The 13,077-nt window shown below is 53.2% G+C and carries 10 protein-coding genes; 4 read left to right on the top strand and 6 right to left on the bottom strand.

Annotation, left to right across the window (positions count from 1 at the left end; genetic code table 11):
* Positions 1 to 189: 189 nt before the first annotated feature.
* Entirely contained in the window at positions 190 to 831 is a 642-nt protein-coding gene (locus ACCC84_RS17795) for an acyl-homoserine-lactone synthase (RefSeq protein ID WP_371902141.1), read from the top strand.
* Here ACCC84_RS17795 and ACCC84_RS17800 read toward each other — a convergent pair.
* Positions 821 to 1,558 carry a helix-turn-helix transcriptional regulator gene (locus ACCC84_RS17800; RefSeq protein WP_004956454.1) on the bottom strand — a complete coding sequence of 246 codons (738 nt, stop codon included), beginning with the start codon at positions 1,556 to 1,558 and terminating at the stop codon, positions 821 to 823. The genes ACCC84_RS17795 and ACCC84_RS17800 overlap by 11 nt on opposite strands.
* Before the next feature lie 370 nt (positions 1,559 to 1,928).
* A complete protein-coding gene (gene kdgK / locus ACCC84_RS17805) occupies positions 1,929 to 2,861 on the bottom strand; it encodes a 2-dehydro-3-deoxygluconokinase (protein ID WP_371902142.1) in 933 nt (310 codons plus the stop codon).
* A gap of 308 nt (positions 2,862 to 3,169) precedes the next feature.
* On the opposite strand from kdgK, the gene ACCC84_RS17810 reads away from it, so the two are divergent.
* Positions 3,170 to 5,212: an AsmA family protein gene (locus tag ACCC84_RS17810; protein WP_088499837.1), complete on the top strand. Its 2,043-nt coding sequence runs from the start codon at positions 3,170 to 3,172 to the stop codon at positions 5,210 to 5,212.
* A gap of 6 nt (positions 5,213 to 5,218) precedes the next feature.
* Here ACCC84_RS17810 and ACCC84_RS17815 read toward each other — a convergent pair whose 3' ends face one another.
* The 3 genes from ACCC84_RS17815 to yhjD form a co-directional block, all read right to left on the bottom strand.
* Complete coding sequence (locus tag ACCC84_RS17815) at positions 5,219 to 5,980, bottom strand: CDP-diacylglycerol diphosphatase (RefSeq protein WP_039991389.1); 762 nt, start codon at positions 5,978 to 5,980, stop codon at positions 5,219 to 5,221.
* A 106-nt stretch (positions 5,981 to 6,086) separates the two neighbouring features.
* Positions 6,087 to 7,409 (bottom strand): MFS transporter, encoded by a 1,323-nt coding sequence (locus ACCC84_RS17820; protein ID WP_004956450.1) that lies wholly within the window; start codon positions 7,407 to 7,409, stop codon positions 6,087 to 6,089.
* A 339-nt stretch (positions 7,410 to 7,748) separates the two neighbouring features.
* The gene (gene yhjD, locus ACCC84_RS17825; protein ID WP_273871182.1) at positions 7,749 to 8,756 is read right to left on the bottom strand and encodes an inner membrane protein YhjD; all 1,008 of its coding nucleotides are present in this window, start codon (positions 8,754 to 8,756) and stop codon (positions 7,749 to 7,751) included.
* Positions 8,757 to 9,087: 331 nt separating this feature from the next.
* Between yhjD and ACCC84_RS17830 the strand changes: the two genes are divergently transcribed.
* On the top strand, positions 9,088 to 9,954 hold the full coding sequence (locus ACCC84_RS17830) for a crotonase/enoyl-CoA hydratase family protein (RefSeq protein ID WP_004956448.1): 867 nt from the start codon (positions 9,088 to 9,090) through the stop codon (positions 9,952 to 9,954).
* A gap of 16 nt (positions 9,955 to 9,970) precedes the next feature.
* Here ACCC84_RS17830 and pdeR read toward each other — a convergent pair whose 3' ends face one another.
* On the bottom strand, positions 9,971 to 11,965 hold the full coding sequence (gene pdeR, locus ACCC84_RS17835; protein ID WP_198773687.1) for a cyclic di-GMP phosphodiesterase: 1,995 nt from the start codon (positions 11,963 to 11,965) through the stop codon (positions 9,971 to 9,973).
* Positions 11,966 to 12,485: 520 nt separating this feature from the next.
* Between pdeR and spy the strand changes: the two genes are divergently transcribed.
* Positions 12,486 to 12,974 (top strand): ATP-independent periplasmic protein-refolding chaperone Spy, encoded by a 489-nt coding sequence (spy, locus tag ACCC84_RS17840; protein WP_004956443.1) that lies wholly within the window; start codon positions 12,486 to 12,488, stop codon positions 12,972 to 12,974.
* Positions 12,975 to 13,077: the final 103 nt, after the last annotated feature.

Raw genomic sequence — 13,077 nt, forward strand, 5'->3', positions numbered from 1 at the left:
AATATCAACCCCCTTGCGGACGAATCAGCTGCGGCTTTGGTTGTGCAGTGCTCCTACAATACGAAGTGCCTGTACAATAGCTAACATAAACGTCAAATTATATAATGAAGTCGACTAACGCCGCTGGATATAAGAAAAATTGTTGTGTGGTTGTATTTGACATGCAAACATGCCGTTAACGGAGGGAATATGTTAGAGATATTTGATGTAAATTATAGTTTGTTGGCCAATGACGTATCGGAAGAATTATTTACACTGCGCAAAGAAACCTTCAAAGATCGTCTCGATTGGGCGGTAAATTGCAATAATGGTATGGAATTTGACGATTATGATAATAATAACACCAATTATCTATTAGGCGTCAATAATGGTTCGGTGATCTGTAGTGTAAGATTTATAGAAACGAAATATCCTAATATGATAACCGGCACCTTTTTCAGCTATTTTGACAAGATCGACATTCCAGTAGGGAATTATCTGGAGTCCAGCCGGTTCTTTGTGGATAAAAAAAGGGTCAAATCGATGTTTGATAGTCGATTCCCTATCAGTTCCATTCTGTTTCTTGCCATGATTAACTATTCAATCAATGCGGGTTATGAAGGCATATTCACCATCGTCAGTCATCCGATGCTGACAATATTAAAACGTTCTGGTTGGGGGATTTCTGTGGTTGAGCAAGGGCTGTCAGAAAAGGAAAAGCCCATCTATCTGCTGTTTCTACCGACCGACAGCCAAAACCAGGCGGAACTGATTAACCGAATAAAGCAGCATGAGAGCCTTGCCGAGAATACCTTGACACATTGGCCGTTATCGTTGGCTTTCACTGAATGACCGGTTTGATGAGCTGCAGCTCAATGCCGAGTCTTATCGCGTGCTTGGCATTCAATACGCCGAGTTTTTTGACTACGTTGCCAATATGAAATTTTACAGTGCCAGTTTTTATACCCAGTATAAGTGCGATTTCCTGGTAAGTTTTCCCCATGCTGGCCCAATAAAGAATTTCATTCTCACGATGTGAGAATATTTCTTTATCGTTATATATCTTCTCATCTTTATTCTGGCTCATCTCTCGGTATAGAGAGATGAGCTTGTCATGGGCGGAAATTAACAGCATTTGCAGTTTTTCTTTGTTACTTTCGATATTTTCTTCTATCTCGTTGCTTTTTTCTTCATCCAACATGATGGATAACATGGCCAGATTATTATTAGGATCGTGCAGGACAAAGGTAAAGCCGTTAATAATATTATATTTCCTGGATAGGTTGAATATTTTTGAAAGTTTTAAACTGGAATTGATAGCAAGGTTCTCATCCCATGAGAATGGCGCTATTTTATTGAATGCGATAATCACCACGGGATCAATGTGCTGATAGTTATTTTCTTTATAAATATTCACCCACTCATCAGGGTAATTAGAAATTATATTTATCTCGGCGGGGTTTTTCTTATTAAGAATCAGATAGGAATATTTTATATCACCGTACATTTTCAGCTTGCGATCGAGATAACTTTTTATCGTGTCATTGATGATGTCATTATTGGAAAATAAAATAGCCATCTAATTACCTCAAGTGAAACTATAACGTCCCTGTACTAACAAAAGTATAGCCCAAACCTAGACCTAAGTCTAACTACCCGACGGAATGAAGAAAACATATACTGCGTTCATAAAATGAAAGTATAAAGATTCGAAAAAAAACCTGACCTTTTAGATCAGGTTGCCAATTGGCTAACACCAGGGAAAATTTATCTAGCAGTATTATCTTCGCTATCAAACGATACAGTCAATCTCTCTCATGCTATTTTGCACAATTAATGGTGAGGGAGACGGCTGTGCTTTGGCGAACGATCCTCCCCGACCCGCAGTCGCAGTATGGCTACGGCGCCCCCTCAGAAGGCCGCCGATCGCCTTGATGCGCGGTTTGGCATCACGCTGGCATGGCCGCCAGCGGAATAATGGCCCCACGATACTGAATCACCGTACTGGCTGTCAGATGTCCGCGCTGTGCTGCCTGTTGTGCGCTGCCGCCGTTCAGCCGCACTGCGAGGTAACCGGCGCTGAAGGAGTCTCCGGCGGCGGTGGTATCCACCACTTTCTCTTTGGCCAGTTTCACCGCCGGCACGTCGTATTCGCCGCCTTCAGCGCTGAATACCAGGCACGACTCTGGGCCGCGTTTAATTACGATTTCCTGTACGCCGAAGCCACGGGTGCGGCTCACCACCTGTTCTACCGGCTGCTGCCCCCACAATAAATCCTCGTCATCCAGCGTCAGGAACGCAATATCGGTGCAAGATAGCACATCGCGGTACGCCTGCCGGGTTTCTTCCTTGTTTTGCCATAGGCGCGGGCGATAGTTATTGTCGAAAATCACCTTGCCGCCGTTGCTGCGGCATTGGCACAGCAACGTCAGCAGTTTTGCCCGGCTGCCTGCATTGAGGATCGCCACGCTGATGCCGCTGAGATAGAGATAATCAAACCGCGCCAGTTGCGACACAATACTGTCCGCCTGCGGGCCTTCCAGCCAGTAGCGTGCGGCGGCATCGTTGCGCCAATAGTAGAAGGTGCGCTCGCCGGTCTCATCGGTTTCAATCACGTAAAGCCCCGGCAGTTTGTTGTCCATGCGCTGGATAAGTGAAGTCCCGATCCTTTCCTGCTGCCAGGTGCGCAGCATTTCGTCGCTAAAGCTGTCGTTACCCAGAGCGGTGACATAATGCACATTCAGCGCCTGCTGCGCGACCTGACGGGCGACATAGACCGCGGTATTCAACGTATCGCCGCCAAAACCACGGCTGAGATCGTCGCCCTTCTGCGACAGTTCGATCATGCATTCACCGATCACGGCAAGATTTTTGTGATTCATGGGATTCCCTGCGTTAAAAACACGTCTGGTTACTGAGCAATATCCTCAGTCTCATGGCAACGCGGCAGTGAGTCAATACAAATAAAACAGTGTTTTAGTTTATTTTGATCGTGGTCGTAAAATGTCCCGCGATCTCTTTTTTCTGCTAAACCCAGCGGCCAACATATTCGCGCGATCGGCGGTTGGCGATGTTACATCCGCCGCCTTCAGCGTGAATTCTTACTGGTCATCAACTAGGCTTGATAAGAGTTATTAATCAATTCTGCCAGGCAAATCCAACGATTGACGAGTGCGTTCAGGAATCCGTTATGAGCAAAACAGGAAAAGTTTTTAGTTGGCTGGGCGGGGTAGTGATGGTGGTGGCGGTAGCTTTGGTCGTGCTGATCGCCACGTTCGACTGGAACCGCCTTAAGCCCGCCATCAATGAGAAGGTCTCTGCCGAACTACAACGGCCGTTTGCCATTCGCGGCGACCTGGGCGTCGCATGGACGCGCAACAAGGACGAAGGCGGTTGGCGTGCCTGGGTGCCGTGGCCGCATATCCACGCCGAAGATATTGTGCTTGGCAACCCGGCGGCGATTCCCGGCGAGCATATGGTGACGCTACAGCGGGTGGATGCCAGCATTGCGCCGCTGGCGCTGCTGGGTAAGCAGCTGTCGATCCCGCGTATCTGGTTGAAGCAACCGAACGCGCGATTGCAGCGCTTGGCCAATGGCGAAAACAACTGGACATTCCATCTGGCGAATAGCGACAGCGACCCGCAGGCAGCGGCCTCCGACTGGTCGGTGAACATTCACGATATCGTGTTCGATCGCGGCCAGCTTGATTATAAAGATGCCGTGCTGAAGGCCGATTTCCGTGCGCAGATCGATCCGCTTGGCAAGCCGCTGCCGTTCAGTGAAGTGACCGGTAAAAAGCAGCAGGGTGAAGCGGTAACGCCGGATTATGTTTTTGGCTGGAAAGTCCAGGGCAGATATAACGGCGAGCCGTTGAGCGGCAGCGGCAAGATCGGCGGCATGCTGTCGCTGCAAAATGCGCAACTGCCGTTCCCGTTGCAGGCCGACGTCCGTTCCGGCTCGACCCGCGTGGTGGTGGCCGGCACGTTGAGCGATCCGTTAAAGCTGGCAGGGCTGGATGTGCAGTTGAAATTCTCCGGCGACAGCCTGGGTAATCTTTATCCTCTGACCGGCGTACTGCTGCCAAACACGCCGCCGTACGCCACCGACGGCCATCTGACGGCCAAACTGCATGACAAGGGCGGTGCGGTATATCAGTACCAGAACTTCGCCGGCAAAATCGGCGACAGCGATATTCATGGCGATTTACGCTACGTCGCCAGTAAACCTCGGCCGAAACTGACCGGAGAGGTGGTTTCCAAACAGCTGCGTTTTGCCGATCTGGCACCGTTGATCGGCGCCGATACCAACGCTGAAAAAGCCAATCGTGGTGAAAAAACGCGTCAACCGTCAGACAGAGTATTGCCGGTAGAGCGCTTTGACAGCAACAGCTGGGATGTGATGGATGCCGACGTGCGTTTTTCCGCCAGGCGTATCGAGCATGGTAATTCTTTACCGCTCAGCGATTTGTCTACCCATTTGAAACTGGATAACGGCGTATTGCTGATGGATCCGCTGCGCTTTGGCGTTGCCGGCGGCAATCTTAATTCCACCGTACGGCTCGACGGCAGTAAAAAACCCATGCAGGGACGGGTGGATATGCATGCGCGCAAATTCCAGCTTAAGCAGCTGTTACCGAACGTCGAGTCGATGAAGCGCAGCCTGGGAGAACTGAACGGGGACGCTAAACTACGCGGCAGCGGTAACTCGGTGGCGGCATTGCTCGGCAGCAGCAGTGGCGATTTGCGGCTGTTGATTAACGACGGCGTCATCAGCCGCAGCCTGATGGAGATCCTGGGATTGAACGTCGGCAACTATCTGGTGGCGCAGATATTCGGCGACGACGAGGTGGGCATCAACTGTGCTGCGGCCGACGTTGAGGTGCGTAACGGCGTTGCAGCGCCACGGCTATTTGTATTCGATACCGAAAACGCGATTATCAACATTACCGGCAATGCCAACTTCGCCAGCGAGCGTATGGATCTGTCCATCAATCCGGAAAGCAAGGGTATGCGCGTATTGACGTTGCGCTCGCCGCTCTATGTGCGCGGAACCTTCAAGAACCCGGATGCCGGCGTGAAGCCGGGACCGTTGATTGCCCGTGGTGCTGCCGCGGTGGCGCTCGGCGTGGTAGTGGCACCTGCCGCCGCGCTGCTGGCGCTGGTGTCGCCCAGCGACGGGGGCGATGAAAACCAGTGCGGGCAGATACTGCGCCAAATGAAGGGAAAAAAATAACGGCGCTCAGGGCGCCGGGGACAATAGCCGGCAGTGGTGATCCTGAATCTCCTCCGCCGAGGCCAGATTGAGGCGCAGCAGATTGCGTTCGGTGGCCAGCAGCAGGAAATCGCCGTCGGGCAGCGCGGTCATCGCCAGCCCAAAGCGGCCCATATGTTGCTCGGCGTCGGCGACTCCGCTGGCCAGCAGGCGGAATGCCCCCTGTTGCGCCAACTGTTCTGGCGTTACCCGACGCGCCAGATAATCATGATTCAGCAGGCCACCGGGCAGCGATTGCCAGCGTTGGCCGACGCCGGGAGCCAACTGTGTCAGCCGGGATTTTATCGCCGGTGACAGGCAGGAAATATGAATATGCAGCTGGTTCTGCGTGCGGCCATATTCGGAATTAATCGCCAGAGAAATATCTGCATCATCAATCGGTTTGGCATATTTCTGCGCCATAAACCGGCGTGCCTGCCAGGCTTGCTGGAAAAAGTTAGGGGTAGTGGTTGCCAGCAACTGCGGGCTTTCGATGCCGGTGATTTTCGCTGTCGGCATCAGCAGGTACTGCAACGGGCCGTTGCGATCTTTTAACACCACAAAACCGGCTGCCCGATCCACCTGCGTACAGGGGGCGGGATGGTGTCGTTGTTGCTGGTTCGGCAGGCATTGCTGACTAACGATGCGCCACAGAGCATCCGGGTGTGAAGGCTTCAGCCACCAGTAGATCGCCACAACGGCCAGTGCCAGTAGCATGAACAGTAATAAAAACCAGCGACGCAGCGACATGATAACACTCGCGTTATTGAGCAGAATGGCAGGATAAACGGCTTTTGTGACAAAAAACAGTGCGGTAGGGAGAGTGGCCCCGCACACCGGCGGGGCCGAGCGGGGTTTACAGCGACTTGTGGCGGGTTTCTTTCATCAGCAGCAGGGCCAGCAGCGTTAGGCTTGCCATCGCCGCCAGATACATGCCGACATAAAACAGACCGTAATTGGCGTTCAGCCAGGTCGCGATGTACGGCGCTACCGAGGCGCCGAGAATCGAGGCGACATTATACGAAAACGAAGCGCCGGTATAGCGCACTTCGGTCGGGAACAGTTCAGGCAGCAGTGCGCCCATCGGGCCAAACGTCAGCCCCATGATGCTCAGGCCGCACAGCAGGAACGCCATCACCAGCACCTGGTTGCCGGAGCCAAGCATCACCGGGAACAGGAAGGAGAAGCCGATCATCAGCAGGGTAATGACGATCATGGTCTTGCGGCGCCCGAATGCATCGGCCAGCAGCCCGGCGATTGGCACCATCACGCCAAAGCCGATCACCGCCAGCATCAGCATCCACAGGAAGCTTTCACGCGAATAACCCAGCCCCAGCGGTTGTGCGGTGGTGCCGTAGGTCATGGAATACACCGTCATCAGGTAGAACAACGTATAGGTGGCCAACATGATGAAGGTACCGAGGATGGTGACTTTCATATGTTTGCTTAACAGGGTGCCAAGCGGGATTTTTACCTGTTTGCCAGCTTTGGCCACTTTGGCGAACACCGGGGTTTCATGCAGGGATACCCGCACATACAGACCGATCAATACCAAGACCGCTGACAGCACGAACGGGACGCGCCAGCCCCAATCCATAAACTGCTGGTCGGTAAGCAACCAGGACAGCAGCAGGAAGGTGCCGTTGGCAAAGAAGAAACCGATAGGTGCGCCGAGCTGCGGGAATGAACCGTACAGCGCGCGTTTGCGCGGTGGGGCGTTTTCGGTGGCCAGTAGCGCCGCGCCGCCCCATTCGCCACCCAGTCCCAGCCCCTGGCCGAAACGCGCCAACGCCAGCAGCATAGGCGCCAGGATGCCGATGGTTTCATAACTCGGCAACAGGCCGATTAACACGGTGGAAATCCCCATGGTCAGCAGCGAGGCGACCAACGTGGCCTTGCGGCCGACGCGATCGCCGAAGTGGCCGAACAGCGCTGAACCGATAGGGCGTGCCACGAAGGCCACGGCAAAGGTAGCCAACGATTGTAGTGTCGCGGTGGTCGGATCGCCCTGCGGGAAGAAAATATGCGGGAACACCAGCACGGCCGCGGTGGCGTAAATATAGAAATCAAAGAACTCGATGGCAGTGCCGATCAAAGAGGCGACCAGCACCTTTCCCCGAGAATTGACTGGCGTGGACGCATCATCGGCGTCGACGGTTGGTGCGATGGAGGCTTGCATAGTTGTTTCTTATATTTTGATTATCTAAAAGGCCATCTTAGACACAGCAAAATGCCTTTTCAACGGCGCAACTTTGTACAGCGTGTACGATAACCGGTTAATAAGACTAATGTTTTATTAGTATGGTGATTTGTAGATTTTAACGTGGCAGATGTACTTTCAGGCAGTGTTTATCGCTGAAAAACCGGCAAAGAAAAGTTATTGGGTAGTTTGTTATTCTGGTTTAGCCGTTCCATAGCTTTCTGATTGGTATTTTATGCTGGTTTTTTGCCTTTCTATTGAAGCAATATACCAGCCTGATGCGAAAGGCCGGTATATTCACATTGCCAGGTGGCCCGGCTACCGTGTTGAGGGTAGCGTCTTATCCTCTTTGTACTGTGCGGTGGCGATCCAGGCGGCGCAGAACAGCGTCAGGCGGGCAAAAAAGTAAAAGAACGCCATCAGGCCAATTACCGAGCCAAATGCCGCGCCGGAGGGCGATTTGGCCACCTGTGGCAATGTCATGGTCATGACGAACTTGATCACTTCAAAACCGATTGCCGCCATTAAGGTGCCACGCAGCAGCGCTTTCTTCTTTGGCTTATGGCGCGGCAGCATCCAGAATATCCATAAGAACAACAGATAGTTGGCAAAAATGGAAATCGACAGCGCGATCAGCGTCATCGCCGGGCGCAGCCATTCTATATCGCCCAACCCCAACGCATTGACGATGGCAGCCTGCGCGGAGCCGGCAATCGACGTCAGCGACAGCGTAATGATCAGCGCCACTACCAGGCCGATCAGCGAAATAAAATCGCGGGTATATTTGAAATAGATTTTTTCCTGATCCTGCGGATTACGCTCCCAAACGTCACGTGACTGAGCGCGGATGGCTTCACGCAGGTTGCCCATCCAGCTGATACCGGAGTACAGCGCCAGCGCCAGCCCGGTAAGCCCGACGGTAGTGCGTTGTTGAATGGCGGTATTGACGGTGTTTTTCAGCGTACTGGCCAGCGTCGGGTCACTGATGCTGCCGACGATTTTGTTGATCAGTTCAGCCAACAAATCCGGGTTGGAGGCTAACACGAAGCCGACGGCGGCAAATGACACCATCAGGATCGGAATCAGCGATAAAAACGAAAAGTAGGTAATGGCCGCACCAAACTGGCTGCCAAGCCGATCGTTGAAACGTTCGGTGGCACGCAGCAGGTGGGCAATGCTTGGCCAGGCCTTGATGCGCTCAACCAGACGGGAAAACCCGGAGATGCCCTGGTCAATGCTGTGATTGCCGGTTTTGAGGTCGATCAGCGGCTTGGCTGGTGTTTCATTGTCGGGCTGACGAGGTTCTTTATCTGATCCTATAGGCATTACGTCACGATTTCCTTAACGATAAAAAGACGGTCTGTCACTGATTATAGCTAAACCGCCCGTCGATTTGGCCGTTGCAACGGTGAATTAGGGGATTTCTCTGGTTTGCCGGCTAACTGTTTAACCCCCAGGCTTTTCCTGCCACACATATAGGTAATAATCCGATCCCTTGTCGTCGAGTCAGCCGATTTTTTCCGCCAATTTTTCTCTTTCAGCGCCACGAAAGCGTTTACTGATGGTGTAGCCATGTGGTTTACCACTGCGCTACCGAACGACAGCCGTAAGGGCTGGAGCGGTTTCATCGTTGTTACTGGTTAAATTGGAAGGTTCTATGAAATTACTCGATCACCCCACCTGCCGCCTGTTCACCGAGGCAGGCAATCTGTCGCAGATTTCGGCCTATTACGAAGAAGGGCGCAACATTATGTGGATGTTGCTGCGCGCCGAGCCGCGTCCGTGTTTCAATCAGGCGTTAATCGAAGACATTATGGCGTTGGCGCAGGCGGCCAAAGAGTCGTCACTGCAGTTTGATTTTTGGGTTACCGGCTCACTGGTGCCAAATATGTTCAACGTGGGCGGGGATTTGAACTTCTTCGCCGAGTCGATCAAAACCCGTAATCGTGCGGCGATGACCGCCTACGCGCGAGCCTGTATCGACTGCGTACACGCGGCGGCGCGCGGCTTCGATACCGGAGCGGTGAGCATCGCGATGGTGGAGGGCAGCGCCCTGGGCGGCGGTTTTGAAGCGGCATTGGCTCACCATTTCTTGCTGGCGCAGAACAATGCGCGTATGGGATTCCCAGAGATTGCCTTCAATCTGTTCCCCGGTATGGGCGGCTATTCGCTGGTGGCGCGCAAAGCCGGCATGCGGCTGGCGGAGGAGCTTATCTGGAGTGGCGACGCACACACCGCGGAATGGTTCGAAAGCCGCGGACTGGTCGATCGGCTGTTCCAGCCGGGGGAGGGGTATCTGGCAACGCGCACCTTTATCGACACCATCCGTCCCAAGCTGAACGGCATGCGCGCCATGCTGCGAGCGCGGCAGCGAGTGCTGCAACTGACCCGTTCCGAGCTGATGGATATCACCGAAGATTGGGTACATGCGGCGTTCACCATTGAGCCAAAGGATCGGCAATACATTGAACGTTTGGTGATGCTGCAAGATCGGCATACGCAAACCCTGCAGCGTGCCGGCTGACCAACACCCGCCCGCATTACAGGGGTGCTGGATGCGGGCGGTAACGACGCAACCAATCTTCAAGCTGCGTCGGTAGCATCGGGCGTGCAAATAGAAAACCCTGCTTTTCGTCGACCCCAACGCAGTCGAGGAAGTGGTTTTCGCTTTCGGTTTCGACGCCTTCGGCGATGACGCGAAACTGCAGCGCTTCGGCTGCCGCCACAATGGCGCGCACCAGCGATTGCGACACCGGGTTCAGATTGACGCCGCGCACAAAACTTTTATCCAGCTTGATGGCGTCCAATGGAATGCGCGCCAGCTGCGCCAGCGACGAATAACCGGTGCCGAAATCGTCCAGGTGAACCTGTGCTCCCAACTGTCGCAGCCGTGTGATGACGGTGCGTGCGCGGTTTTCATCTTCGATCAGACTGCTTTCGGTCAGTTCAAAATCCAGCGGGCAGTGGGTCAGGTGGTTTTCCTGCAACACCTGTTGCAGATCCTCTACCACCGAATCATCCACTAACTGTCGGGCGGAAAGATTGACCGCCACCCGCAGGTTCAGCCCCTGCCGTTGCCAGTCGGCCGCTTGACGGGCCGCGGTCTTCAACACCCATTGACCTAAGGGGGTAATCAACCCGGACTCTTCCGCATAAGAAATAAACTGTAATGGCGGGATCAGCCCGCGTTCGGGAGAATCCCAACGCACCAGCGCTTCCACGCTGTGTACCTCGCCGCTGTAGGCATCGATTTTCGGCTGGTAATACACCACCAGTTGGTTCTGCTCCAATCCCTTGCGCAAATTGGTGTCGAGCCACATGTATTCCGCCACCCGTTGGTTCATCTCCGGGGAAAACACGGTAAACGTCCGTTTACCCAATTCCTTGGCAACATACATGGCGGTATCGGCGCTGCGGATCAGCCCGTCAAGATCGTCACCGTGTTCTGGGCACAAGGCAATGCCAATGGAACAGCCGGTATAGACCTCGATCAAACCAATGCGAAACGGCGTTTTCAGCCGATCGATAATACGCTGCGCCAGTTCCTGAAGCATCACGCGGTCTGCCTGATAGACCAGCACCAGAAACTCGTCGCCGCCCAGCCGCGCCAGCACTTCGCCGTGGTTCAGGCAGTCGAGGATCGCCCGTGAAACTTCAACCAGCAGGCGGTCGCCGAACATATGACCATAGGCATCGTTCACTTTCTTGAAATTATCGAGGTCGAGATAGACCAGCCCCACGCTGCTTGCCGCACGTGCCTCGATCGCCTGGATAATCTTGTCCTGAATGGCGTTGCGGTTGGGCAGCCCGGTGATGATGTCGGTATTGGCCAGCACCCGCAGCCGTTCCTGCGCGTGCCGTTCTTCGGTAATGTCGGTGCCGGAGCAGATTAAAAAGACTTCGTTCTTGCCGCTGCCGCTGTGGACGAACTTATTGCGAAACAGAAACAGCCGCTCGCCTTTGACGGTTTTGATCCAGCGCTCCACTTCGTACGAGGAGCCGTTTTTGAAAAAGCCGGCAATATTACGGCGCGAAGCGGCGGCTTCTTCCGGGCTCATAAACAGCTTGAAGACGTTTTTGCCGATGACGTCCTGCTCGCGCAGCCCGGTATATTCTTCGCTCAGGCGATTAAAGCGCTGGATGTAGCCGTGCTGATCGACAATGACAATCACCGAATTGGCTTCCGATACCACCTGCTCGGCAAACGACAGACCGTGCACCAGATCGCGCGCCACGGCTTTGGTATCGGTATAGGCCGAAGCGGTGCCGGCCCACTCATATTTATTGACTCGGCGGCCAACCAGATGCAAATGGATCGGTTCACCGGATAACTGGATGGCAATGTCCAGGCTGCTGGTCACGCCGGTCAGCCGACGGATTTTTGCCGCCTGCAGGGCCGTCAGGGTGACGGCAATATGCGTGGTGCCTTTCACGGCGGTCAGCTCCAGCGCGTTGCTGTCAAAAGACAGCCGCCAGTGAGGGCTGCTGGTACCAAACAGGGTGTTAAGGAGCACGGGTCCCGGATCTGCAAACATGATGTGTCCTCAAAAGAGCAACGGCACGGCGGGGTAAGCCTCGGCGGCCGTTTCAGGCCAGTCCGGCCTTACAGCATATATCCCCATCATATAACACGCTTTTTGGCGTGAGATAATGATTCAATGAAACTATTATAGATGCAACGATTCATTTTGCCCGGCGACGCTACCTGCCCGGCGAATGCTTATAAGTGTAGAAACAGAACCGCGTGTTGGAAGAATTTTATCGCCAAGTGGTGATGTTGCGCGACGATAAGAAATCGCTGTGATAAATTGTCATTATTCCAGGAAGGGAAATAGATTTTTTATAGGAGATTTATCTGAATCGCAGTTGGCTTTTCGCAAAAAAAACGCTTCCTCCATAATTTATTCATATTTGCCTAATAATTATTTTTTGCATTTTAAAAAGTTTACACTCCCTCGCATTTCTCTATATTTATAAGCCTATTATTATCTTCGACGACACGATGAGCCTGTTAAGTACAGCGCTCCTGATGAAGAAATTTTAAGGAAATATATTATGCGTAAACTGACCGCTTTATTTGTCGCTTCTACTCTGGCCCTGGGGTCTGCTTCCATGGCGTTTGCCGCCGACACCAGCGCCCCGGCCGCCGACAACGCGCCAATGAAAATGATGCACCATAATGGCCCTGGCAAGGGCGGCCCGTTTGCCGGCCTGAACCTGACCGAACAGCAACGCCAGCAAATGCGTGACATTATGAAACAGGCGCACCAGAAGCGCGGCCAGGGCATGAAAGAAGAGCGTCAGGCACTGCACAACATGGTGGCATCCGACAACTTTGACGAAGCCAAAGCCAAGGCGCAGATTGATACCATCAGCAAGGCGCAGTCCGAACGCATGCTGGAACGCGCAAAAGCGGAAAACAAAATGTATAACCTGCTGACGCCAGAGCAGAAAAAACAGTACAACGAAAATTATCAGCAACGCGAACAGAAAATGATGGAGCATATGAAGTCAATGAAAGAGAAGATGGCTACTGCTGAATAATTAACGTCATAAACGAATACATAACCATGGGCCGGATGATTATCCGGCCTTTTTTATGGTCTACACGACCGCTTTTTATCTTTTTTCTTATATGCCGCGGCAC

The organism is Serratia odorifera (assembly GCF_041448735.1).
In the GTDB taxonomy this organism is placed as follows: domain Bacteria; phylum Pseudomonadota; class Gammaproteobacteria; order Enterobacterales; family Enterobacteriaceae; genus Serratia_F; species Serratia_F odorifera.